This is a genomic window from Pseudomonas sp. ASL3, from assembly GCF_056680425.1.
Genome location: NZ_CM155281.1, coordinates 922,501 through 945,603, shown reverse-complemented (window position 1 = coordinate 945,603; position 23,103 = coordinate 922,501). Strand labels below are relative to the sequence as shown.

General features: G+C 58.1%; 18 protein-coding genes, 2 rRNA genes and 2 pseudogenes (1 of these 22 only partly in view). 11 read left to right on the top strand and 11 right to left on the bottom strand.

The window, feature by feature from the left end; genetic code table 11:
• The first annotated feature begins 46 nt into the window (after nt 1–46).
• Genes nuoG through nuoN form a run of 8 tightly spaced genes read left to right on the top strand, consistent with a single transcriptional unit; the run spans nt 47 to nt 10,051 of the window.
• A complete protein-coding gene (nuoG, locus tag AC1MEE_RS04260; RefSeq protein WP_480414006.1) occupies nt 47–2,764 on the top strand; it encodes an NADH-quinone oxidoreductase subunit NuoG in 2,718 nt (905 codons plus the stop codon).
• On the top strand, nt 2,761–3,768 hold the full coding sequence (nuoH, locus tag AC1MEE_RS04255) for an NADH-quinone oxidoreductase subunit NuoH (protein ID WP_480414005.1): 1,008 nt from the start codon (nt 2,761–2,763) through the stop codon (nt 3,766–3,768). Before nuoG ends, nuoH begins: the two co-directional genes overlap by 4 nt.
• Nucleotides 3,769–3,780: 12 nt before the next feature.
• Nucleotides 3,781–4,329 (top strand): NADH-quinone oxidoreductase subunit NuoI, encoded by a 549-nt coding sequence (gene nuoI / locus AC1MEE_RS04250; protein ID WP_480414004.1) that lies wholly within the window; start codon nt 3,781–3,783, stop codon nt 4,327–4,329.
• Nucleotides 4,330–4,338: 9 nt separating this feature from the next.
• Entirely contained in the window at nt 4,339–4,839 is a 501-nt protein-coding gene (gene nuoJ / locus AC1MEE_RS04245; RefSeq protein WP_480414003.1) for an NADH-quinone oxidoreductase subunit J, read from the top strand.
• A 4-nt stretch (nt 4,840–4,843) separates the two neighbouring features.
• Nucleotides 4,844–5,152, top strand: coding sequence for an NADH-quinone oxidoreductase subunit NuoK (gene nuoK, locus AC1MEE_RS04240; protein ID WP_449636070.1), 309 nt, complete (start codon nt 4,844–4,846; stop codon nt 5,150–5,152).
• Nucleotides 5,149–7,002 carry an NADH-quinone oxidoreductase subunit L gene (gene nuoL, locus AC1MEE_RS04235; protein WP_480414002.1) on the top strand — a complete coding sequence of 618 codons (1,854 nt, stop codon included), beginning with the start codon at nt 5,149–5,151 and terminating at the stop codon, nt 7,000–7,002. Before nuoK ends, nuoL begins: the two co-directional genes overlap by 4 nt.
• A gap of 39 nt (nt 7,003–7,041) precedes the next feature.
• Entirely contained in the window at nt 7,042–8,574 is a 1,533-nt protein-coding gene (gene nuoM, locus AC1MEE_RS04230; RefSeq protein ID WP_480414000.1) for an NADH-quinone oxidoreductase subunit M, read from the top strand.
• A gap of 7 nt (nt 8,575–8,581) precedes the next feature.
• Nucleotides 8,582–10,051, top strand: a complete 1,470-nt coding sequence (nuoN, locus tag AC1MEE_RS04225; RefSeq protein ID WP_480413999.1) for an NADH-quinone oxidoreductase subunit NuoN — start codon at nt 8,582–8,584, stop codon at nt 10,049–10,051.
• A 70-nt stretch (nt 10,052–10,121) separates the two neighbouring features.
• Here nuoN and AC1MEE_RS04220 read toward each other — a convergent pair whose 3' ends face one another.
• The 6 genes and pseudogenes from AC1MEE_RS04220 to tnpA form a co-directional block, all read right to left on the bottom strand.
• Nucleotides 10,122–11,186 (bottom strand): AI-2E family transporter, encoded by a 1,065-nt coding sequence (locus AC1MEE_RS04220; protein WP_480413998.1) that lies wholly within the window; start codon nt 11,184–11,186, stop codon nt 10,122–10,124.
• A gap of 372 nt (nt 11,187–11,558) precedes the next feature.
• Entirely contained in the window at nt 11,559–12,314 is a 756-nt protein-coding gene (locus tag AC1MEE_RS04215; RefSeq protein ID WP_480416150.1) for a methyl-accepting chemotaxis protein, read from the bottom strand.
• 102 nt (nt 12,315–12,416) lie between these two features.
• Nucleotides 12,417–13,148 (bottom strand): annotated as a pseudogene (locus AC1MEE_RS04210) (cache domain-containing protein); the annotation flags it as partial.
• Between the two features lie 228 nt (nt 13,149–13,376).
• Nucleotides 13,377–14,903 carry an IS66 family transposase gene (tnpC, locus tag AC1MEE_RS04205; RefSeq protein ID WP_480411501.1) on the bottom strand — a complete coding sequence of 509 codons (1,527 nt, stop codon included), beginning with the start codon at nt 14,901–14,903 and terminating at the stop codon, nt 13,377–13,379.
• A gap of 61 nt (nt 14,904–14,964) precedes the next feature.
• Nucleotides 14,965–15,300 carry an IS66 family insertion sequence element accessory protein TnpB gene (gene tnpB, locus AC1MEE_RS04200; protein WP_480411502.1) on the bottom strand — a complete coding sequence of 112 codons (336 nt, stop codon included), beginning with the start codon at nt 15,298–15,300 and terminating at the stop codon, nt 14,965–14,967.
• Nucleotides 15,297–15,614 (bottom strand): IS66-like element accessory protein TnpA, encoded by a 318-nt coding sequence (gene tnpA / locus AC1MEE_RS04195; RefSeq protein WP_480411503.1) that lies wholly within the window; start codon nt 15,612–15,614, stop codon nt 15,297–15,299. Before tnpA ends, tnpB begins: the two co-directional genes overlap by 4 nt.
• Before the next feature lie 193 nt (nt 15,615–15,807).
• On the opposite strand from tnpA, the pseudogene AC1MEE_RS04190 reads away from it, so the two are divergent.
• Together AC1MEE_RS04190 and AC1MEE_RS04185 are read left to right on the top strand one after the other, a co-directional pair.
• Nucleotides 15,808–17,097, top strand: a pseudogene (locus tag AC1MEE_RS04190) (cache domain-containing protein); the annotation flags it as partial.
• 102 nt (nt 17,098–17,199) lie between these two features.
• Entirely contained in the window at nt 17,200–17,955 is a 756-nt protein-coding gene (locus AC1MEE_RS04185) for a methyl-accepting chemotaxis protein (RefSeq protein WP_480416149.1), read from the top strand.
• A gap of 38 nt (nt 17,956–17,993) precedes the next feature.
• Here AC1MEE_RS04185 and AC1MEE_RS04180 read toward each other — a convergent pair whose 3' ends face one another.
• The 3 genes from AC1MEE_RS04180 to AC1MEE_RS04170 are packed head-to-tail and all read right to left on the bottom strand — an operon-like array spanning nt 17,994 to nt 20,316.
• Nucleotides 17,994–19,337, bottom strand: coding sequence for an ATP-binding protein (locus AC1MEE_RS04180; RefSeq protein WP_480413997.1), 1,344 nt, complete (start codon nt 19,335–19,337; stop codon nt 17,994–17,996).
• Complete coding sequence (locus tag AC1MEE_RS04175; RefSeq protein ID WP_480413996.1) at nt 19,334–20,002, bottom strand: response regulator transcription factor; 669 nt, start codon at nt 20,000–20,002, stop codon at nt 19,334–19,336. The genes AC1MEE_RS04180 and AC1MEE_RS04175 overlap by 4 nt, the downstream gene beginning before the upstream one ends.
• On the bottom strand, nt 20,002–20,316 hold the full coding sequence (locus AC1MEE_RS04170) for a PepSY domain-containing protein (protein ID WP_480413995.1): 315 nt from the start codon (nt 20,314–20,316) through the stop codon (nt 20,002–20,004). Before AC1MEE_RS04170 ends, AC1MEE_RS04175 begins: the two co-directional genes overlap by 1 nt.
• 272 nt (nt 20,317–20,588) lie before the next feature.
• On the opposite strand from AC1MEE_RS04170, the gene queD reads away from it, so the two are divergent.
• On the top strand, nt 20,589–20,945 hold the full coding sequence (gene queD, locus AC1MEE_RS04165) for a 6-carboxytetrahydropterin synthase QueD (RefSeq protein ID WP_480413993.1): 357 nt from the start codon (nt 20,589–20,591) through the stop codon (nt 20,943–20,945).
• A gap of 148 nt (nt 20,946–21,093) precedes the next feature.
• Here queD and rrf read toward each other — a convergent pair.
• Nucleotides 21,094–21,209 (bottom strand): 5S ribosomal RNA (rrf, locus tag AC1MEE_RS04160).
• A 155-nt stretch (nt 21,210–21,364) separates the two neighbouring features.
• Nucleotides 21,365–23,103 (bottom strand): 23S ribosomal RNA (locus AC1MEE_RS04155); it runs 1,152 nt beyond the window's last position.

Sequence of the window (23,103 nt, the reverse complement as noted above, 5' to 3'; positions counted from 1 at the left end):
CATTAGCCACGCCCGCTGACAACGGGCCAACGAAGAACTTTGAACCATGGCCACTATCCACGTAGACGGCAAAGCGCTCGAGGTCGATGGCGCAGACAACCTGTTACAGGCATGTCTGTCGCTGGGCCTCGACATTCCTTATTTCTGCTGGCACCCCGCCCTTGGCAGCGTTGGCGCTTGTCGCCAGTGCGCGGTCAAGCAGTACAGCGACGAGAACGACAAACGTGGTCGTATCGTCATGTCCTGCATGACCCCCGCCACTGACGGCAGCTGGATTTCCATCGACGACGAGGAGGCCAAGGTCTTCCGCGCCAGCGTCGTCGAATGGCTGATGACCAACCACCCGCACGACTGCCCGGTCTGCGAAGAAGGCGGTCACTGCCACCTGCAAGACATGACCGTGATGACCGGTCACAACGAGCGCCGCTATCGCTTCACCAAACGCACCCACCAGAACCAGGAACTCGGTCCGTTCATCGCTCACGAGATGAACCGCTGCATCGCCTGCTACCGTTGCGTGCGTTTCTATAAAGACTACGCCGGCGGCACCGACCTTGGCGTATTCGGCGCTCACGACAACGTGTACTTCGGCCGTGTCGAAGATGGCACGCTGGAAAGCGAGTTCTCCGGCAACCTCACCGAGGTCTGCCCGACCGGTGTGTTCACCGACAAGACTCACTCCGAGCGCTACAACCGCAAGTGGGACATGCAGTTCTCGCCGAGCATCTGCCATGGCTGCTCCGCCGGTTGCAACATCAGCCCCGGCGAGCGCTACGGCGAAATCCGCCGTATCGAAAACCGCTACAACGGCTCGGTCAACCAGTACTTCCTGTGTGACCGTGGCCGCTTCGGTTATGGCTACGTCAACCGCGAAGACCGTCCGCGTCAGCCATTGTTGGCTGACGGCCAGGTCAAGCTGAGCCTGGACGCCGCCCTCGATAAGGCCGCCGATTTGCTGCGCGGTCGTAACATCGTCGGCATCGGCTCACCGCGCGCCAGCCTGGAAAGCAACTTCGCCTTGCGCGAACTGGTCGGTGCCGAACATTTCTACTCGGGTATCGAAGCCGGTGAACTGGAACGCCTGCGTCTGATCGCCAAGGTCCTGAAAGACAGCCCGCTGCCGATCCCGACCATGCGCGACATCGAAGACCACGATGCGATTTTCGTCCTCGGCGAAGACTTGACCCAGACCGCCGCACGTATGGCCCTGGGCCTGCGTCAAGCGGTCAAAGGCAAGGCCGAAGACATGGCCGCGGCGATGAAAGTCCAGCCATGGCTCGATGCCGCGGTGAAGAACATCGGCCAGCACGCAATGAACCCGCTGTTCATCGCCAGCCTCGCCGACACCCGTCTCGATGATGTCGCCCAAGAGTGCGTTCACGCTGCCCCCGACGATCTGGCGCGCATCGGTTTCGCCGTCGCCCACGCCCTGGACGCCAGCGCGCCAGCGGTCGAAGGCCTGGACACCGAAGCACTCGAACTGGCCCAGCGCATCGCTGCTGCCCTGCTCGCGGCCAAGCGTCCGTTGATCATCTCCGGCAGCTCGTTGGGCTCAACCGCACTGATCGAAGCCGCGGCAAACATCGCCAAGGCACTGAAGCTGCGCGACAAGCAAGGTTCGATCAGCCTGATCGTGCCTGAAGCCAATAGCCTGGGTCTGGCAATGTTCGGCGGTGAGTCTCTCGACGACGCCTTGCAGGCTGTGATTTCCGGTAAAGCCGACGCCATCGTGGTGTTGGAAAACGATCTGTATCACCGTGCCGACGCTGCCACGGTCGATGCTGCATTCGCTGCTGCGAAAGTGCTGATCGTTGCTGACCATCAAAAAACCCCGACCAGCGATCGTGCTCACCTGGTACTGCCAGCGGCCAGCTTCGCTGAAGGCGACGGCACCCTGGTCAGCCAGGAAGGCCGCGCCCAGCGCTTCTTCCAGGTCTACGACCCGACCTACCTGAATGCCGGCATCATGATCCACGAAGGCTGGCGCTGGATGCATGCCCTGCGTGCGACCCTGCTGAACAAGCCGGTGGACTGGACTCAGCTCGATCACGTCACCGAAGCCTGTGCTGCAAGCACTGCGCAGCTGGCCGGGATCGTCAACGCCGCACCGTCTGCTTCGTTCCGCATCAAAGGCTTGAAACTGGCTCGCGAACCGCTGCGTTACAGCGGCCGCACGGCCATGCGCGCTGACATCAGCGTGCATGAACCACGCACTTCGCAAGACAAGGACACCGCGTTTTCCTTCTCCATGGAAGGTTACTCGGGTTCGGCCGAACCGCGTCAGCAGGTGCCGTTCGCCTGGTCCCCGGGCTGGAACTCGCCGCAAGCCTGGAACAAGTTCCAGGACGAAGTCGGCGGTCACCTGCGTGCGGGTGATCCGGGTACTCGCCTGATCGAAACCCAAGGCGATGGCCTGTCCTGGTTCGCCAGCGTTCCGGGCGCGTTTTCGCCGGCTCGCGGTACTTGGCAAGTGGTGCCGTTCTATCACCTGTTCGGCAGCGACGAAACCTCGTCCAAAGCCGCCCCGGTGCAAGAACGTATTCCACAAGCCTACGTGGCGCTGGCCAAGTCCGAAGCGGATCGTCTGGCTGTCAACGATGGCGCCATGCTCAGCGTGAGCGTTGCCGGTCACACCCTGCGTCTGCCACTGCGAATCAATGAAGAACTGGGCGCCGGTCTCGTGGCTCTGCCTGCCGGTCTGGCTGGAATCCCGCCTGCGGTGTTCGGCAAAACCGTTGATGGTTTGCAGGAGGCAGCGCTATGACCTGGTTCACGCCTGAAGTGATCGATGTGATCATCTCGGTTCTCAAAGCCATCGTGATTCTGCTGGTCGTCGTGATCTGCGGCGCGCTGCTGAGCTGGGTCGAGCGTCGTTTGCTCGCCCTCTGGCAGGATCGTTATGGCCCTAACCGGGTTGGCCCGTTCGGTGCGTTCCAGATTGCTGCCGACATGATCAAGATGTTCTTCAAGGAAGACTGGACGCCACCGTTCGCCGACAAGGTGATTTTCACCCTGGCACCGGTCATGGCCATGAGTTCCTTGTTGATCGCCTTCGCGATTATCCCGATCACCCCGACCTGGGGCGTGGCGGATCTGAACATCGGCGTGCTGTTCTTCTTCGCCATGGCCGGTCTGTCGGTCTATGCGGTGCTGTTCGCCGGCTGGTCGAGCAACAACAAGTTCGCCCTGCTCGGCAGCCTGCGTGCTTCGGCCCAGACCGTTTCCTATGAAGTGTTCATGGGGCTGGCGCTGATGGGCATCGTGATCCAGGTTGGCTCGTTCAACATGCGCGACATCGTCGATTATCAAGCTCAGCACCTGTGGTTCATCATTCCGCAGATCTTCGGTTTCTTTACCTTCTTCATCGCCGGCGTCGCCGTGACTCACCGTCACCCCTTCGACCAGCCGGAAGCGGAACAGGAACTGGCCGACGGTTACCACATTGAATACGCCGGCATGAAATGGGGCATGTTCTTCGTCGGTGAGTACATCGGCATCGTGCTGATTTCGGCGCTGCTGGTGACCTTGTTCTTCGGTGGCTGGCACGGTCCGTTCGGCATTCTGCCGCAAATCCCGTTCATCTGGTTCGTACTGAAAACCGCGTTTTTCATCATGATCTTCATCCTGTTGCGCGCGTCTATTCCGCGCCCACGGTATGACCAAGTGATGGATTTCAGCTGGAAGTTCTGCTTGCCGCTGACCCTCGTCAACATGCTGGTGACCGCTGCGATCGTGTTGCTCAACACGCCCGCCGTCGCGGCTCAGTGAGGATAGAAAATCATGTTCAAGTATCTGTTTGACATCATTCACGGCACCTACACCCAGTTCCGCAGCCTGGTGATGATTTTTGGTCATGCCTTCCGCAAGCGCGACACCCTGCAGTACCCGGAAGAACCGGTGTATCTGCCGCCGCGCTACCGTGGCCGTATCGTCCTGACCCGTGACCCTGACGGCGAAGAGCGCTGCGTAGCCTGCAACCTGTGCGCCGTGGCCTGCCCGGTCGGTTGCATCTCGCTGCAGAAAGCTGAAACCGAAGACGGTCGCTGGTACCCGGAGTTCTTCCGTATCAACTTCTCGCGCTGCATTTTCTGTGGCCTCTGCGAGGAAGCCTGCCCGACCACCGCGATCCAGCTGACACCGGATTTCGAAATGGCCGAGTTCAAACGTCAGGATCTGGTTTACGAGAAAGAAGATCTGCTGATCTCCGGCCCTGGTAAAAACCCTGATTACAACTTCTATCGCGTTGCCGGTATGGCCATCGCCGGTAAGCCTAAAGGCTCCGCGCAGAATGAAGCCGAACCGATCAACGTGAAGAGCTTGCTGCCTTAAGGAAGAAAGATGGAATTCGCTTTCTATTTCGCATCCGGCGTCGCTGTTGTGTCCACCCTTCGGGTGATCACAAACACGAACCCGGTGCACGCCCTGCTTTACCTGATCATTTCGCTGATTTCGGTCGCGATGACTTTTTTCAGCCTCGGTGCTCCATTTGCCGGTGTACTGGAAGTCATCGCTTACGCAGGCGCCATCATGGTCCTGTTCGTGTTTGTGGTGATGATGCTGAACCTGGGCCCGGCCTCGGTTCAGCAAGAACGTGTCTGGCTCAAGCCTGGCATCTGGACGGGTCCGGTGATTCTCGGCGTACTGCTGCTCGGCGAGTTGTTGTATGTGCTGTTCAACAACTCGACTGGCGCCGCCATCGGCCACACCACTGTGGACGCCAAGGCCGTGGGCATCAGCCTGTTCGGTCCTTATCTGCTGGTGGTTGAACTTGCCTCCATGCTGCTGCTCGCGGCAGCAGTGACGGCATTCCATCTCGGCCGTAACGAGGCGAAGGAGTAAAGCCATGAATGCAATCCCTCTCGAGCACGGTCTGGCAGTCGCCGGCATCCTGTTCTGCCTCGGTCTGGTCGGTCTGATGGTGCGCCGCAACATTCTCTTCGTGCTGATGAGCCTGGAGATCATGATGAACGCCTCCGCTCTGGCCTTCATCGTCGCCGGTAGCCGTTGGGCGCAGCCGGATGGACAGATCATGTTCATCCTGGTGATCAGCCTTGCAGCCGCCGAGGCCAGTATTGGCCTGGCGATCCTGATGCAGCTGTATCGCCGCTTCCACACTCTCGATATCGACGCTGCCAGCGAGATGCGCGGATGAACCTTCTCTTTCTGACTTTCGTATTCCCCCTGATTGGGTTCCTGCTGCTGGCGTTCTCCCGTGGACGCCTCTCGGAAAACCTTTCCGCGCTGATTGGTGTCGGCTCCGTCGGACTGTCGGCGATCGTGACGGCCTGGATTATCTGGCAGTTCAACGTTGCACCGCCTGAGGGTGGTCACTTCACCCAACTGCTGTGGCACTGGATGTCGGTGGATGGTTTCGAACCGAGCTTTACCCTGTATCTGGATGGTCTGTCCTTGACCATGCTGGGTGTGGTGGTCGGCGTAGGTTTCCTGATCCACCTGTTCGCTTCCTGGTACATGCGCGGTGAAGCCGGTTACTCGCGCTTCTTCGCCTACACTAACCTGTTCATCGCCAGCATGCTGTTCCTGGTCCTGGGCGATAACCTGTTGTTCCTGTACCTCGGTTGGGAAGGCGTGGGCCTGTGCAGCTATCTGTTGATCGGTTTCTACTACAGCAACCGCAACAACGGTAACGCCGCGCTCAAGGCTTTCATCGTCACCCGTGTCGGCGACGTGTTCATGGCCATCGGCCTGTTCATCCTGTTCCAACAGCTGGGCACGCTGAACATTCAAGAGCTGCTGGTCCGCGCACCGACCCATTTCGCCAGCGGTGATTTCTGGATCGTTCTGGCCACCTTGATGCTGCTCGGTGGTGCGGTCGGTAAATCCGCGCAACTGCCGCTGCAAACCTGGTTGGCCGATGCGATGGCAGGCCCGACTCCAGTGTCGGCATTGATCCACGCCGCGACCATGGTCACCGCAGGTGTCTACTTGATCGCACGGACCCACGGTCTGTTCGAACTGGCACCCAATATCCTGCATCTTGTAGGTATCGTTGGTGGCGTGACCCTGGTGCTGGCAGGTTTCGCGGCACTGGTGCAGACCGACATCAAACGTATCCTCGCCTACTCGACCATGAGCCAGATCGGCTACATGTTCCTGGCGCTGGGCGTAGGTGCCTGGGAAGGCGCGATTTTCCACCTGATGACCCATGCCTTTTTCAAGGCGCTGTTGTTCCTCGCTTCCGGTTCGGTGATCGTTGCCTGCCACCACGAGCAGAACATCTTCAAGATGGGCGGTCTGTGGAAAAAGCTGCCACTGGCTTACGTCAGCTTCATCGTCGGTGGTGCTGCGTTGTCTGCCCTGCCATTGCTGACCGCGGGCTTCTACTCCAAGGATGAGATTCTTTGGGAAGCCTTCGCCAGCGGTAACCACGCTCTGCTGTACGCAGGTCTGGTCGGCGCGTTCATGACCTCGCTGTACACCTTCCGCCTGATATTCATCACCTTCCACGGTGAAGCGAAGACCGAAGCGCACGCGGGTCACGGCATTGCTCATTGGCTGCCGCTGTCGGTGCTGATCATTCTGTCGACCTTTATCGGCGCCTTGATCACTCCACCGTTGGCCGGTGTCTTGCCGCAGAGCGTCGGTCATGCCGGTGGCGAAACCAAGCACAGCCTGGAAATCGCCTCGGGTGCTATTGCCCTGGCCGGTATCCTGCTCGCGGCCCTGCTGTTTCTGGGCAAGCGTCGCGTTGCCACTGCCATCGCCAACAGCGCTCCGGGACGTTTCCTCTCGGCCTGGTGGTTCGCGGCATGGGGCTTCGATTGGCTTTACGACAAGGTGTTCGTCAAGCCGTATCTGATGATCATCCATCTGCTACGCAAAGACCCACTCGACCGCACCATTGGTTTGATCCCGCGTCTGGTCAAGGGCAGCCATAACGCCCTGAGCCGCACCGAGACTGGCCAACTGCGTTGGTACGCCGCTTCAATGGCTGCAGGCGCTGTATTGGTGCTCGGCGCCATCGTGCTGGTTGCGGTCTGACATGAACCTTGCGAATTTGCGAAAGGAATTGAGCCCATCATGATTCTGCCTTGGCTAATCCTGATCCCCTTTATCGGCGGCCTGCTGTGCTGGCAAGGTGAGCGCTTCGGCCCTACCCTGCCACGCTGGATCGCGCTGCTGACCATGTCCCTGGAACTCGCTCTCGGCCTCTGGCTGTGGGCCCATGGAGACTTCCATTTTGCTCCGGCGCCTGGCGTCGACCCCACTTGGGCGATCGAATTCAAGTACCAGTGGATCGAGCGCTTCGGTATCAGCGTGCATCTGGCCCTCGACGGCCTGTCACTGCTGATGGTGTTGCTGACCGGCCTGCTCGGTGTGCTGTCGGTGTTGTGTTCGTGGAAAGAGATCCAGCGTAACGTTGGCTTCTTCCACCTCAACCTGATGTGGATTCTCGGTGGTGTGATCGGCGTGTTCCTCGCCATCGACCTGTTCATGTTCTTCTTCTTCTGGGAAATGATGCTGGTGCCGATGTACTTCCTCATCGCGCTCTGGGGTCATAGTTCATCGGACGGCAAGAAGACCCGGATCTACGCAGCGACCAAGTTCTTCATCTTCACTCAGGCCAGCGGTCTGATTATGTTGGTGGCGATCCTGGGTCTGGTGCTGGTCAACTTCAACAGCACCGGTGTGATCACATTCGACTACACCCAGTTGCTCAAGACCAAGCTGGCACCGGGTACTGAATACATTCTGATGCTGGGCTTCTTCATCGCCTTCGCGGTGAAGCTGCCAGTGGTGCCGTTCCACTCCTGGCTGCCGGATGCCCACGCTCAGGCACCGACGGCGGGTTCCGTGGACCTGGCGGGTATTCTGTTGAAGACCGCTGCTTATGGTCTGCTGCGCTTCGCCCTGCCGCTGTTCCCTAATGCCTCGGCCGAGTTCGCGCCGATTGCCATGACGCTGGGTCTGATCGGCATTTTCTACGGTGCGTTCCTCGCGTTCGCCCAGACCGATATCAAGCGCCTGATCGCGTTCTCCAGCGTTTCGCACATGGGCTTCGTACTGATCGGGATCTACTCCGGCAGCCAGTTGGCTCTGCAGGGCGCCGTAATCCAGATGCTCTCTCACGGCGTCTCGGCAGCCGCGTTGTTTATCCTCAGCGGCCAGTTGTACGAGCGTCTGCATACCCGCGACATGCGTGAAATGGGTGGCGTCTGGTCACGCATCGCGTATCTGCCGGCGGTCAGCCTGTTCTTCGCAGCCGCGTCTCTAGGCTTGCCAGCCACCGGCAACTTTGTCGGCGAGTTCCTGATCCTGATCGGCACCTTTGCCGGTTCTCCGTGGATCACTGCGATTGCAACGTCTGGCCTGGTGTTCGGTTCGGTCTACTCGCTGATCATGATCCACCGTGCCTACTTCGGCCCTTCCAGGTCGGATGAAATTCTCCACGGCATGGATGGACGTGAACTGATCATGGTGGTGGGACTGGCAGCACTGCTGGTCTATATCGGCGTTTACCCGCAACCGTTCCTCGATACCTCTGCCGCTACGATGCATGGCGTGCAGCAATGGTTCGGTACCGCCTTCACTCAACTCGCTTCGGCCCGGTAAGAGCGCTATGGACCTGACGATTCAACACTTTATTGCGCTTGCGCCGCTGCTGATTACCAGCGCCACGATTCTTGTGGTGATGCTGGCAATCGCCTGGCGTCGCAATCACTCGCAAACCTTCCTGCTCAGCGTGGGCGGACTCAACCTGGCGCTGCTGTCGATCTACCCAGCTCTGAAAGTCGCGCCATTGGTAGTGACGCCACTGCTGCACATCGATAGCTTTGCCTGTCTGTACATGGCGCTTATCCTGGCCTCGACACTGGCGTGCGTGACCTTGGCTCACGCTTATCTCGGTGAAAAGGCTAACGGCTACCCCGGCAACCGCGAAGAACTTTACCTGCTGATTTTGATGGCAGCGGCCGGTGGTCTGGTGCTGGTCAGTGCGCAACATCTGGCGAGCCTGTTCATCGGTCTGGAACTGCTGTCGGTACCGGTTTACGGTCTGGTGGCCTACGCCTTCTTCAACAAGCGTTCACTCGAAGGCGGCATCAAGTACATGGTGCTGTCGGCGGCAGGCTCTACGTTTCTGCTGTTCGGCATGGCGTTGCTGTATGCCGAAGCCGGCACCTTGAACTTCAGCGGTATCGGTGCAGCCTTGGCGGCGACCGGGCTGCCTAGCCCGATCGCGCAGTTGGGCCTGGGCATGATGCTGGTAGGTCTGGCGTTCAAGCTGTCGCTGGTACCATTCCACTTGTGGACTCCGGACGTTTACGAGGGCGCTCCTGCGCCAGTGGCGGCATTTCTGGCGACCGCCAGTAAAGTCGCGGTGTTCGCAGTGCTGGTCCGTCTGTTTCAGATCTCCCCTGCTGCCAGCAGTGGCGTGCTGAACGATGTACTGTCGGTGATTGCCGTCGTTTCGATCCTGATGGGCAACTTGCTGGCTCTGATGCAGACCAACCTCAAGCGTCTGCTGGGTTACTCGTCCATCGCCCACTTTGGCTACCTGATGATCGCGCTGGTTGCCAGCCATGGACTCGCCGTCGAGGCGATTGGCGTGTACCTGGTGACCTACGTGGTCACTACCTTGGGTGCCTTCGGTGTGGTCACCTTGATGTCCTCGCCTTACAGCGGTCGTGATGCGGACGCACTGTTCGAATTCCGCGGTCTGTTCTGGCGTCGTCCGTACCTGACCGCGGTGATGACTGTGATGATGCTGTCACTGGCGGGTATCCCGCTGACCGCCGGCTTCATTGGTAAGTTCTACATCATCGCCACGGGCGTCGAGTCGCACCAGTGGTGGCTGATCGGTTCGTTGGTCATCGGTAGCGCCATCGGCGTGTTCTACTACCTGCGGGTGATGGTCACGCTGTTTCTGGTCGAGCCAAGCCTGCACCGTCACGATGCCCCGTTCAACTGGGCACAACGTACCGGTGGCGTAATGCTACTGGTGATCGCGCTCCTGGCGTTCGTCCTCGGTGTCTACCCGCAACCGTTGCTGGACGTGGTGCATCACGCGGGCCTGCAACTGGTCAGTTGATACGCTGAAGCACGCTGATCCACCGAAAAAGGCCCTGCTCATGCAGGGCTTTTTTATCGCGAGTGGAAACCTAGCCAGGCAAACGCACGCTCTTCTTGGTTTCGACGAACAGGCCCCACGTGGACATGAACAACGCGGCCACCAACGGCCCGATGACAAATCCGTTCAAGCCGAACACGGCCATGCCACCCAGGGTCGAGATCAGGACCAGGTAATCCGGCATCCTGGTGTCCTTACCCACCAGAATCGGCCGCAGCACGGTGTCCACCAGGCCGATCACGAACACCCCGAACAGCCCGAGCACCACGCCCTGCCAGATCATGCCGCTGAGCAGGAAGTAGACGGCCACCGGTGCCCAGACGATCCCCGCCCCCACCGCTGGCAGCAACGAAAAAAAGGCCATCAATACCGCCCAGAGCAAGGCGCTGGGGATGTCGAGGAACCAGAAAATAATGCCACCTAGCGTCCCTTGGACGATGGCCATCACCACATTACCTTTCACCGTCGCCCGCACCACTCGGTTGAACCTCAGCTGCAAACGGCGTTTTTGCGGCTCGGCCAGTGGCACTGCGGCGCGGATTTTGCGCACCAGATCAGGACCATCGCGCAGGAAGAAAAACAGCAGGTACAGCATGATGAAAAAACTCACCACGAAATCAAACGTTCCCTGACCTACGCTGAAGGCTTGGGTCGCCAGGTACTGGCTGCCCTGCATCGCCGTGTTGACGATCTTGTTGCGCAGGCCATTGAGATCCCCCATGCCGACACGGTCGAGCAAATGCCGAAAGTAAGGTGGCAACAAATCTTTGAACTGCGCCAGGTAACTGGCGATGTCCAACTGCCCGCTTTCGACATTCTTGTACAGCGTGGTGCCTTCCTGGACCAACAAGGTACTGATCACGATGACCGGCAAAATCGCGATCAGCAGGCAGATCATCAAGGTACACAGCGACGTCAGATTGCGTTGCCAACCAAAGCGCAGCAGTAATCGCCGTTGCAGAGGTGCGAAGATGACGCCCAGGATCACCGCCCAGAAAACGGCGCCGTAAAAGGGCAAAAGAATCCAGATGAATGCGAGGGTGACCAACACCAACAGCACCAGAAAGGTTTTGTCTTGCAGCGTGTTTTCGTTCATGTCCTGTCCATATCAGTCAGGCCCGGCCTTCACTCGACTTACTGTTTAGTCAGCCAATCCACAGACGAGTGCCATCCGCCATGCGATCAGCTTAGACACGGAGCGACGTCATGGAAGGGTTGACTGGATGGGACCGGGACGCAACGAGGACGCGAGAGGTTGTTTAGCAAAGTGGACAAGGCCATTGCAGCCTTATCCCGAGCAGGCTATGTGAAAACTACTGCAGGCTGGGCGCCTTCGGCGCTACGCGCACAATACTGCGTTAAAAACAGGCTCGGAATGCTCATTTACAACCCGTAGACTCCGCTTCCTCGCCTGTTTTTGCCTTGTCTTGCCTTCGCTCGCTACGTTTTCACACAGCCTGCGAGCCCGTCAGATGCGGAACTGCCCGACCAGTTTGCCCAGGCGTTGGCCCAGGTCTGCCAGGCTGCGTGAGGTCTGTGCGCTTTGCTGGGTTTGATCGGCGACGCTGTCCACCGCCTGAGCGATCTGATGCACGCTGCGATTGATCTCCTCGGCCACAGCAGTCTGCTCTTCGGCGGCGCTGGCAATCTGCGCGTTCATCGAGTTGATCGTACCGATCAGCCCCGCAATGGTGTCCAGCGACGTGCCCGCTTCGTTGGCCCGCGCCGAAGTGCCGTCGCCAGCCTCGCTGGAGCGACGCATCGCGTCCACGGCGCCCTGCGTGCCCAACTGCAAACGGTCGATCATGCCCTGAATCTCTTGGGTGCTTTGCTGAGTCCGACTGGCGAGCGCCCGTACCTCGTCAGCAACTACCGCGAAACCACGCCCAGCCTCCCCTGCCCGCGCCGCTTCTATCGCCGCGTTAAGCGCCAGCAAGTTGGTCTGGTCGGCAATGGAGCGAATCACTCCCAGCACGCTCACGATCGAAGAAACATCGTTCTGCAGGCTATCCAGAGACGTGCCGCTGCTACGGATGTCATCGACCAAGGCATGGATCTGTTTGATGCTGCCATCCACCACACGCTTGGCCGCCTGGCCTTCGGCGTCGGTTTGCTGAGCTGCGACTGCTGCGCCTTGCGCGCTTTTTGCCACCTCATGGGCCGCTGCGGACATTTCATTAATTGCTGTGGCCACCTGATCGGTTTCGTGACGCTGACGCTCCATCGCCTTCTCGGAGCGGTGGGCCTGGTCGGACACCTCACTGACCAGTCCCGTCAGTTGGGTGGTCATTTCGGCGATTTGACGCACCAGCCCATGAATTTTGTCGACGAAACGGTTGAACGAGCCAGCCAACTCGCCCAACTCATCCCCGCTGGTGACTGCCAGACGACGAGTCAGATCGCCTTCGCCGGCCGCAATGTCGTCCAGGTTGGCCTTCATCAAACGCAGTGGACGCACAATGGTACCCGCCAGAACGGCACCGACGATGGCAATCACCACCAACACCAGCAGGGCGATGCCAATGATGCTCAGCAACATGCTTTGCATGCGCGCGTCGACATTCTTCTGGACCTCGGCGACCTGAGCTTCAATCCCGTCCAGGTTGACCGACGAACCGAACGCCATGTCCCATTTGGGCAGGTATTCGGTGTAGCCCAGTTTGGGCAACACCTCTGATTTTCCCGGTAACGGTGAAGAATACTGCAGGTAGTGCGTACCCGCCTTGCCGACCGCGACCAGTTCGCGGTTGACGTAGACACCATTGGGATCGCGGGCGTCTTTGAAGCTTTGACCGATGCCTTCAGGGCTGCTGCCCTTAAATAGCCGCACCGCCTCTGAGTCGTATCCGAAGAAGTAACCGTCCTTGCCGTAAGTGATGCTGGAGAGCATTTTCACCACCTGCGCCCGCGCCGCCATATCCCCTGGTGCCGCAGCGTCATACAGCGGCTTGATAGAGCCCAGTGCCACAGCGACGTAGTTTTGCAGCGTGGCTTTGGCTTCGGTGAGCAGGCGTTGCCGCGTGTCCTCAACCTCCCGCTTTGCCTGCCCCTGCAGCATGAACACAGTGGTGACGCTGATTACCAGAGCAAAGATCAACACCGGCAGCACCGCCAATGACAGCACTTTGGCCTTCAAATTAAGACGCATAAGTTTTTACTCTTATTAGGATCCCAGTGTTTAAGTCGCAACGTTTGATTGGTTAGCGGCCTCGACCTTAAAAAGTTGAGAAACGTCCGTCGGTTTTGTAGGAGAAAGGTATGCGTCCGGGCATCACGCCTTGCGTAATTAGACCGGCTGCCACTTATGCGGCAGCAACTCGTCAATCTCACTCGCCCGCTGCGTCGGCAGTCGCGTGAGAACGTCCTTCAGATAGGCATACGGATCATGGCCATTCAGCCGCGCAGACTGGATCAAGCTCATGATCGCTGCCGCCCGCTTGCCGCTGCGTAACGACCCTGCGAAGAGCCAATTCTTGCGTCCAAGAGCCCATGGTCGGATCTGGTTCTCGGCCCAATTGTTGTCTATGGGTACGGCCCCGTCATCGAGGTAGCGCGACAGAGCTGCCCAGCGTTTCAGGCTGTAATCCAGTGCTCTGCTGATAGCTGAACCTTCGGGCACGAGATCGCGCTGGGCGATCATCCAGGCATGCAGTGCATCCATCACAGGCACAGCCTTTTCTTGCCGTATTCGACGGCGTAAATCCGGTTCCAGGTCGCGGACTTCACTTTCGATTTCGTAAAGCAACTGGATGTAGCGCAGGGCTTGCTCGGCGAGCATGCTCTTGTTGGTGGCATGCAGTTCGAAGAACTTGCGCCGCGCATGGGCCATGCAGCCGATCTCGGTCACACCGAGTTCGAAGCTGGCCTTGTAACCACCAAAATCATCGCAGACCAGCTTGCCCTTCCAGCCTTGCAGGAAGTTGCGAGCATGCTCACCGGCGCGGCTGGGGCTGAAGTCGTAAACGACTGCCGCTGTTTCGCAGAATTGGCTGGTGGCGTAGGCCCAGACATAAGAGCGATGGGTTTTCTTTGAGCCCGGAGCGAGCATCTGAACCGGTGTTTCATCGGCGTGGATGACCAGCTGCCCGAGCACTACGTCGCGCAGCGCATCGACCAGAGGCTGCAACTGCACGCCAGTAACGCCAACCCATTGAGCCAAGGTTGAACGCGGAATTGCCAAGCCAGCCCGACCGAAAATCGATTCCTGGCGGTAAAGAGGCAGATGGTCAGCAAACTTGGCGATCATGACATGGGCCAGCAACCCGGCGGTCGGGATGCCCTTGTCGATGACCTGCGCCGGAACGGGGGCCTGGATCAGCGTTTCGCAGTCATCGCACACCCACTTGCCACGGACATGGCGTTCAACGGTAAACACGCCGGGCGTGTAGTCCAGCTTCTCGCTGACGTCTTCACCGATGCGTTTCAGTGCGCAGCCACATGGGCAGTGAGTATTGTCGGGCTCGTGATGGATCAACGTGCGTGGAAACTCTGCCGGCAACGCAGTGCGCTTAGGTTTTTGCTTTTTTTCGGTCGCCGCTGGCACTGCTTGCAAGGCCTGAAGCTCTGCTTCAATCGCCGCGATATCGGTATCGATCAAGTCATCGAGCAAGCTGGCCTGCTGCGGATTCAACTGCTCGCTGCGCTTGGCAAACTTCAAGCGCTTGAGTTGTGCGATCTCGTGGGTCAGCTTCTCGATCACCGTTTGGTCGCGGTTGATCTTCTTGCCCATAGTGTCGACCTGCGACAGCAACTGCGCTGCCAAGGCACGCAGTTGGTCGGGAGACATTTGGTCGAGATTGGGCGAAGAAGTCATGCTGCGGATTTTGCCAGAGCGGGCAATTCACAGCGATAGACCGATAGGCTAATGGTGGCCTTTAAAGCAGTGTGATCGCGCTGCCGGAACCCACGCGTTGCCATGGCAGGCCCAGCACCAAGGCTTGAAGTTGCTCGGCATCCAACTCCATCTCAGAGCCATGGCGAATGCCTGGCCAGTGAAACTTGCCTTGGTTCAACCGGCGAGCAGCCAGCCAGATTCCGAAGCCGTCATGCACCAGCACTTTCATGCGAGTGGCGCGGCGATTGGCGAACAGATAAGCACAGTGCGGCTTCGCCGCACCAAACACCGCGATCACTCTGGCCAGCGCAGTCTCGGTACCCGCTCGCATATCCATCGGTTCGGTGGCGAGCCAGATGGCATCGATGCGGATCACAGGGCAAGCCCCCGGATGAAGCGGGCGCACCCTTCGGGATCGCAAGTTGGCCATTTCACTGTGAGCGTTTGCTGACCGAGCGGTAATTCAATGATCGCCGACGCTTCGGTCTTTCGTTTTGGTTCGACTTTCAAAGCAATGAAGGCTGGCAGCGCGACTGCCTGTTGATCACGATAAAGCGGTATCCACCGGCGAACGACATTGGCGTTGATACCGTGCCTCATCGCAATAGCCGCCACGGAAACACCGGGTTGTTCGCACTCTTGGACGACTTGGGTTTTGAAGGATTTCGGGTAGGACTTACGTTGGCGCATGGCGATCCTGGCGTTAAGGGTAATTGCGTCCGCTTAAAAATACGCGGACACAATCGCCCTTATCGGCCGGGCTCGGAAGGTGTGTTCGCCGGCCCCTTACGGAGAAAGCATATTTAATTGTCGGAATAAAGAAACAATGTGCATAGCCGATAACGATAAAATCTTCCTTCTTATCCGCTAAAAGGACTTTTTCATGTCGCTCAGACAGCTTTCCATTCAATGGAAAATTACCCTGCTGGCCGGCCTGTGTCTGTCGGGTATCGTTACCTTGCTCGTGGGGCTTTCTCTGTACCGCATGGAGCACAGCTCCGAGCTGGTGAAAGCGTCGAGCATGGAGATGCTCAACGAAGCGGCTCAGTCGCGGATCGAAGCTCAGGGCGATGTGCAGGCGCTGACTATCCGCCGCCAGTTCATGGATGCTTATCAATATGGCAACGGCTTCGCACGCCAGGTGTTGTTTCTGCGCGATCAGGCCGAGAAGCGTTTTCTCGACGCCTTCGATCTGCGCGAAGACCTGACACGCCAAGTGAAGGCTGCGCTTGAGGCCAATCCGGAGTTGCTCGGGATTTCGCTGGTCTTTGAACCCAACGCACTGGATAGCAAGGACGAATTGTTCGTCAATCAAAAAGAGCTGGGCAGCAATGACAAGGGCCGTTTTGCCCTGTATTGGTCGCAGCCTGTCGCCGGCAAACTGACGTCTATGTCGCTGCCTGAAAGCGACATAGCCGACACCAGCACCGGCCCCAGCGGAGAAGCGAACAACGCCTGGTTCACTTGCCCGCGCACGACGCGCAAACCCTGCGTCATCGAGCCCTACTTCTACGAGATCGATGGTCAGAATGTATTAATGACCAGCATCGTCTTCCCCCTGATCCTGGACGGAAAGCTCATTGCATCGCTGTCGGTCGACATCAACCTCAACAGCTTGCAAGCAGACAGCCAACAGGCCAGCCAAAGTCTGTATAGCGGACAGACTGCCGTCAGCATCATCAGCCCGGTTGGCGTGCTGGCAGGTTTCAGCCCGGATGCCAGCAAACTCAGTAAGCGTCTCGATCAGGTCGACCCGGCGAACGGCGCCGAAATCGTGCGCTTGCTGGCCAGCAGCAGCCATGTGCAAAGCCTGCGGGCCAATCAACGGCTGAAGGTCCTGGCCTCTTTCATGCCGATCCCCGGCGGCAAACCCTGGGGCGTGGTGCTGGATGTGCCGGAGAAAGCACTGGTCGGTCCGGCTGAAGCGCTTAAGATACAGCTCGATCAGCGCAACGCTGACGGCGTGGTGATGGAGCTGGGCCTGGGCCTGTTGGCGGCGGTCATTGGCTTGTTGCTGATCTGGCTGATGGCCCGCAGTGTCACGCGCCCAATCCTCGGGGTTGCGCATATGCTCGAAGATATCGCCAGTGGCGAAGGCGATCTCACTCGTCGCCTGGAGTACGCCAAGCAGGATGAGCTAGGGCAATTGGCTAGCTGGTTCAACCGTTTTCTGGACAAGCTGCAGCCCATCATTGGTGAGGTCAAACGTTCGGTTCAGGACGCCCGCAATACCGCCGATCAGTCAGCCGGTATCGCGACTCAGACCAGCGCCGGCATGGAGCAGCAGTATCGCCAGGTGGATCAAGTCGCAACCGCTTCCCATGAGATGAGTGCCACCGCTCAAGATGTCGCCCGTAGCGCCGCTCAGGCCGCACACGCTGCCCGCGATGCCGATGAAGCGACGCGACAAGGGCTCAAGGTTATCGACCAGACCACTGGCAGTATCGACAACCTGGCAGCCGATATGAGCACGGCCATGATTCAAGTCGAAGGTCTGGCGGTCAGCAGTGAAAAAATCGGCTCGGTGCTGGAAGTGATCCGGGCGATTGCCGAGCAGACCAACCTGCTGGCGCTCAACGCGGCGATCGAAGCGGCACGCGCGGGTGAAGCCGGACGAGGTTTTGCCGTGGTGGCCGATGAAGTGCGTAATCTTGCTCGCCGCACCCAGGAGTCAGTCGAAGAAACCCGCCTGGTCATTGAGCATCTGCAAACCGGTACTCAAGAAGTCGTCAGCTCCATGAGCAATAACCACCGTCAGGCGCAAAACAGCGTCGAACACGTCAGCCAGGCTGTGACTGCGCTACGGCGGATCGGCGAGGCGGTCACGGTAATCTCGGACATGAACCTGCAGATTGCCAGTGCCGCAGAGGAACAGAGCGCCGTCGCCGAGGAAATCAACAGCAACGTAGCGACCATTCGCGACGTCACCGAGTCGCTGTCCGGGCAGGCCAATGAGTCGGCTCGGGTGAGTCAGTCCCTCAATAGCCTGGCTAATCATCAGCAAAGCCTGATGGACCAGTTCCGCGTCTGACCCTCTTGCAGACTCCGGCGGCCACTGCCGGAGTCTGACTAATTGCTGATACCCACACGCTCTGCTGCCGTTCGCTCAGGAAGATCGATGCGCACCTGGAGCCCCCCGAGCGGGCTGACCAACAACTGCAGATTGCCGCGCCATGCGTCGACAATGTCGCGCACGATACCCAGGCCCAAGCCATGGCCGCTGATTTGTTCATCCAGACGCATGCCACGGCTGAACACCTGATCACGGCTGGCCTCAGGAATACCTGGGCCGTCATCATCGATCAGCAAACAAAAACTCTGCGGCTGCTGCGTGATGCTCAGACGCACTGCGCTGTCGGCCCACTTGCAAGCGTTATCCAGCAGATTGCCCAGCAGCTCGAGAAGATCTTCTCTGTCCCAAGGTAAGCGCAGGCCGGGCACAGCCGCTTTGCTCAGCTCGAGGTGATCGCCATGGATCATGCCCAGCGTCGCGAACAGGCCGGGCAACTCTGCGTCACAATCAAACTGCGCGCCCGGCAGGGTATCCCCGGAAAGGCGGGCACGGTTCAATTCGCGGGTCAGGCGCTGCTGAATCTGCTCCAATTGCTCGCGCAACGTGCTGCGCAGGTCCGGATAGGCATCGAGCTTTTCGCTCGCGGCCAGACTGACCAGCACCGCCAGCGGCGTTTTCAGCGCATGACCAAGATTGCCCAGCGCGTTGCGTGAGCGTTTGAGGCTGTCCTCGGTATGAGCGAGCAGGTGGTTGATCTGCGCAACCAACGGCTCCAGCTCCACGGGTACTCGATCATCAAGCTGTGAGCGCTGCCCCTGCTGTAACTGGGCGATCTGCTCACGGGCATTCTCAAGCGGTCGTAGCGCACTACGCACCGTGAGACGTTGCAGGACGAGAATCAAAATCAACGCCGCCAGCCCCACCCCCAACCCAATCTGTTGAAGACGCTCAAAGCTGGCCTTAACCGGTGTGTAGTCCTGAGCGACAGTGATGGAAAGTGGTTGGCCGAATCGACGGTAATCCGCACGTAGAACCAGCAATGACTGACCACTGTTTCCCAACTCGAAGTTGGTGTGCAGGCCGGGAGTTTCCGGTTCAGGTAGCTCAAGATCCCAGAGTGAGCGAGAACGCCAATGGCCTTCAGGGAAGTCGATACGGAAATAGTGTCCGGAATAAGGTTGCTGGTAGGCCGGCGCCAGGTGTTGCACATCCAATTGCGGACCTTGCAGGCCTCGTGCAAGCGCCGCCAGCAGGTGTTCGCTTTCATTGCGCAATCCTGATTCCAGGTAGCGCTGCAATCCCAACTCGAACAACCACAGACTGGTTTGAGCCAACACCAGGCCCACGATCACCAGCACGCTGATCAACCCCAGACTGAGGCGAGCCTGTATGGACCTCACCCGCCCGCCCCACCAAAGCGATAACCCTGACCGCGGCGCGTTTCGATCACCGTGCGGCCGAGCTTGCGCCGCAAATGATTGACGTGGACTTCGATTACGTTGGAGTCGCGCTCACTTTCTCCGTCATATAAATGCCCGGCCAAATGGTTTTTGGAGAGTATTTGTTCGGGATGCAGCATGAAGTAACGCAGCAGACGAAACTCAGCGGCGGTCAGCCGGATTTCAGCGCCATCCTGGGCCACACATTGACGATTTTCGTCCAGATGCAGGCCAGCCGCTTCTAGCCTGGGTTGATTGGCCAAGCCATGGGATCGTCGTAACAACGCTTGAATGCGCAGCTGTAGCTCTTCGGGGTGAAAGGGTTTGCTCAGATAATCATCGGCGCCTGCTTTGAGCCCTTCAATACGTTCAGCCCATGAGCCTCGGGCCGTCAGAATCAAGACCGGAGTCGCCAGGCCGCCGGCACGCCACTGCTGAAGAACATCAAGGCCCGGCAAACCGGGGAGCCCAAGATCCAGGATGATCAAATCGTAAGGCTCACTGGCCCCCTGATACACCGCGTCGCGCCCATCGGCCAGCCAGTCCACTGCATAGCCTTGCCGGTTGAGTCCGGCAACCAGTTCATCTGCCAACGGCACATGGTCCTCAACCAATAACAGCCGCATCAATCATCTTCCTTGTCCTTTAATAATCGACTGTCGCGAGCATCGAACTTCAACTCCCGGACCACACCTTGCACCGTCAGCAACTCCACTGCGTAAAAGTAGACGCCGCGCTTCTCCTTAAGCTCTGTCTCCAGCAACTTTGCACCAGGGTAAAGCCCCAACGCTTGTCCTATCAGTTGCTCGAGCGGCAGAATCACACCTTGCTGACGCAATCTCAGCGCTTCGTCCTGGTCCAGGCTCCGGGCTTCGACCCCGAAGCAGAACAGGGTCAGAAGCAGAGCTAGAAACCGGTAGGGATGTCCACTTACTTTCATTGCTTAATCATCTGGCCGTTGGTTGCGGCAAACACAGCAGCCATGGGTCTCATGACCGGTTTCCGCAGGAATAAATGATTTTTACGGTTATCAAGATAAACGCCCCTCCTTAATTGAAGCTGAATTCATCTGGCCAGGGTCAGGCAAGCGGTAAAAGACGCTCGGCGAGCAGGCCGTTCTTTGTTTTAGCGCATCGGACAAACCATTGCTGCTAAACTGCACATCTGCTTTTATCGCCTTGGCGATTGCCACTTCCTAGAGCTGAATACACTGTGGAAATTTTCAAAGAGTTTACGTTCGAATCTGCACACCGCCTCCCCCATGTTCCTGAGGGCCACAAATGCGGGCGCCTGCATGGGCATTCATTTCGTGTAGCGATCTATTTGGCAGGCAAAGTCGACCCCCATACAGGCTGGATCCGCGACTTCTCCGAAATCAAAACTATCTTCAAGCCGCTCTACGAACGTCTCGATCACAATTATTTGAACGACATTCCCGGCCTTGAGAACCCGACCAGCGAAGTCCTGGCGAAATGGATCTGGGATCAGTTGAAGCCCTTGCTGCCGGAGCTATCAGCCATCCGTATTCACGAGACCTGCACGAGTGGGTGTGAATACCGCGGCGATTGAGTTCGACAGATATAAAAAAACCACCTATCCGGTGGTTTTTTTATGCCTGCTGATTCTGGGTTGTTAAGCAGCGCACGGTACCTCAGCTTTTCCCCGCGCAAAAACAAAACCCCTGTCTGCGTAAGCAGACAGGGGTTTCGGAATTTAATCTTGACGATGACCTACTCTCACATGGGGAAACCCCACACTACCATCGGCGATGCATCGTTTCACTGCTGAGTTCGGGATGGGATCAGGTGGTTCCAATGCTCTATGGTCGTCAAGAAATTCGGTAGCCAGTTCGTGGGCCCTTGCGGGTTCACGCGCCAGCGAATGGGGATGTGATAGATTTGTGGGTGTTGCCAATTTTCGACGTGTGTCGTCTTCACACACCGCAATCTGGCCCTTCTTTCGAAGCAAGCAGATTGCTTGGGTGTTATATGGTCAAGCCTCACGGGCAATTAGTATGGGTTAGCTCAACGCCTCACAGCGCTTACACACCCCACCTATCAACGTCGTAGTCTTCGACGGCCCTTCAGGGGACTCAAGGTCCCAGTGAGATCTCATCTTGAGGCTAGTTTCCCGCTTAGATGCTTTCAGCGGTTATCTATTCCGAACATAGCTACCCGGCAATGCCACTGGCGTGACAACCGGAACACCAGAGGTTCGTCCACTCCGGTCCTCTCGTACTAGGAGCAGCCCCTCTCAAATCTCAAACGTCCACGGCAGATAGGGACCGAACTGTCTCACGACGTTCTAAACCCAGCTCGCGTACCACTTTAAATGGCGAACAGCCATACCCTTGGGACCGGCTTCAGCCCCAGGATGTGATGAGCCGACATCGAGGTGCCAAACACCGCCGTCGATATGAACTCTTGGGCGGTATCAGCCTGTTATCCCCGGAGTACCTTTTATCCGTTGAGCGATGGCCCTTCCATACAGAACCACCGGATCACTAAGACCTACTTTCGTACCTGCTCGACGTGTCTGTCTCGCAGTCAAGCGCGCTTTTGCCTTTATACTCTACGACCGATTTCCGACCGGTCTGAGCGCACCTTCGTACTCCTCCGTTACTCTTTAGGAGGAGACCGCCCCAGTCAAACTACCCACCATACACTGTCCTCGATCCGGATAACGGACCTGAGTTAGAACCTCAAAGTTGCCAGGGTGGTATTTCAAGGTTGGCTCCACGCAGACTGGCGTCCACGCTTCACAGCCTCCCACCTATCCTACACAAGCAAATTCAAAGTCCAGTGCAAAGCTATAGTAAAGGTTCACGGGGTCTTTCCGTCTAGCCGCGGATACACTGCATCTTCACAGCGATTTCAATTTCACTGAGTCTCGGGTGGAGACAGCGCCGCCATCGTTACGCCATTCGTGCAGGTCGGAACTTACCCGACAAGGAATTTCGCTACCTTAGGACCGTTATAGTTACGGCCGCCGTTTACCGGGGCTTCGATCAAGAGCTTCGCGTTAGCTAACCCCATCAATTAACCTTCCGGCACCGGGCAGGCGTCACACCCTATACGTCCACTTTCGTGTTTGCAGAGTGCTGTGTTTTTAATAAACAGTCGCAGCGGCCTGGTATCTTCGACCGGCGTGGGCTTACGCAGTAAATGCTTCACCCTCACCGGCGCACCTTCTCCCGAAGTTACGGTGCCATTTTGCCTAGTTCCTTCACCCGAGTTCTCTCAAGCGCCTTGGTATTCTCTACCCAACCACCTGTGTCGGTTTGGGGTACGGTTCCTGGTTACCTGAAGCTTAGAAGCTTTTCTTGGAAGCATGGCATCAACCACTTCGTGTCCCAAAGGACACTCGTCATCAGCTCTCGGCCTTAAGATCCCGGATTTACCTAAGATCTCAGCCTACCACCTTAAACTTGGACAACCAACGCCAAGCTGGCCTAGCCTTCTCCGTCCCTCCATCGCAATAACCAGAAGTACAGGAATATTAACCTGTTTTCCATCGACTACGCTTTTCAGCCTCGCCTTAGGGACCGACTAACCCTGCGTCGATTAACGTTGCGCAGGAAACCTTGGTCTTTCGGCGTGGGTGTTTTTCACACCCATTGTCGTTACTCATGTCAGCATTCGCACTTCTGATACCTCCAGCAAGCTTCTCAACTCACCTTCACAGGCTTACAGAACGCTCCTCTACCGCATCACCTAAGTGATACCCG

Bases quoted from the DNA above. Each gene is read 5' to 3' on its own strand.
- nuoH (WP_480414005.1), top strand. From the start codon at position 2,761: ATGACCTGGTTCACGCCTGAAGTGATCGATGTGATCATCTCGGTTCTC.
- AC1MEE_RS04175 (WP_480413996.1), bottom strand. From the start codon at position 20,002: ATGCGGCTGTTATTGGTTGAGGACCATGTGCCGTTGGCAGATGAACTG.
- nuoJ (WP_480414003.1), top strand. From the start codon at position 4,339: ATGGAATTCGCTTTCTATTTCGCATCCGGCGTCGCTGTTGTGTCCACC.
- nuoI (WP_480414004.1), top strand. From the start codon at position 3,781: ATGTTCAAGTATCTGTTTGACATCATTCACGGCACCTACACCCAGTTC.
- AC1MEE_RS04215 (WP_480416150.1), bottom strand. From the start codon at position 12,314: ATGGAGCGTCAGCGTCACGAAACCGATCAGGTGGCCACAGCAATTAAT.
- nuoM (WP_480414000.1), top strand. From the start codon at position 7,042: ATGATTCTGCCTTGGCTAATCCTGATCCCCTTTATCGGCGGCCTGCTG.
- tnpC (WP_480411501.1), bottom strand. From the start codon at position 14,903: ATGACTTCTTCGCCCAATCTCGACCAAATGTCTCCCGACCAACTGCGT.
- AC1MEE_RS04220 (WP_480413998.1), bottom strand. From the start codon at position 11,186: ATGAACGAAAACACGCTGCAAGACAAAACCTTTCTGGTGCTGTTGGTG.
- nuoL (WP_480414002.1), top strand. From the start codon at position 5,149: ATGAACCTTCTCTTTCTGACTTTCGTATTCCCCCTGATTGGGTTCCTG.
- nuoN (WP_480413999.1), top strand. From the start codon at position 8,582: ATGGACCTGACGATTCAACACTTTATTGCGCTTGCGCCGCTGCTGATT.
- tnpA (WP_480411503.1), bottom strand. From the start codon at position 15,614: ATGCGCCAACGTAAGTCCTACCCGAAATCCTTCAAAACCCAAGTCGTC.
- nuoG (WP_480414006.1), top strand. From the start codon at position 47: ATGGCCACTATCCACGTAGACGGCAAAGCGCTCGAGGTCGATGGCGCA.
- nuoK (WP_449636070.1), top strand. From the start codon at position 4,844: ATGAATGCAATCCCTCTCGAGCACGGTCTGGCAGTCGCCGGCATCCTG.
- AC1MEE_RS04185 (WP_480416149.1), top strand. From the start codon at position 17,200: ATGGAGCAGCAGTATCGCCAGGTGGATCAAGTCGCAACCGCTTCCCAT.
- AC1MEE_RS04170 (WP_480413995.1), bottom strand. From the start codon at position 20,316: ATGAAAGTAAGTGGACATCCCTACCGGTTTCTAGCTCTGCTTCTGACC.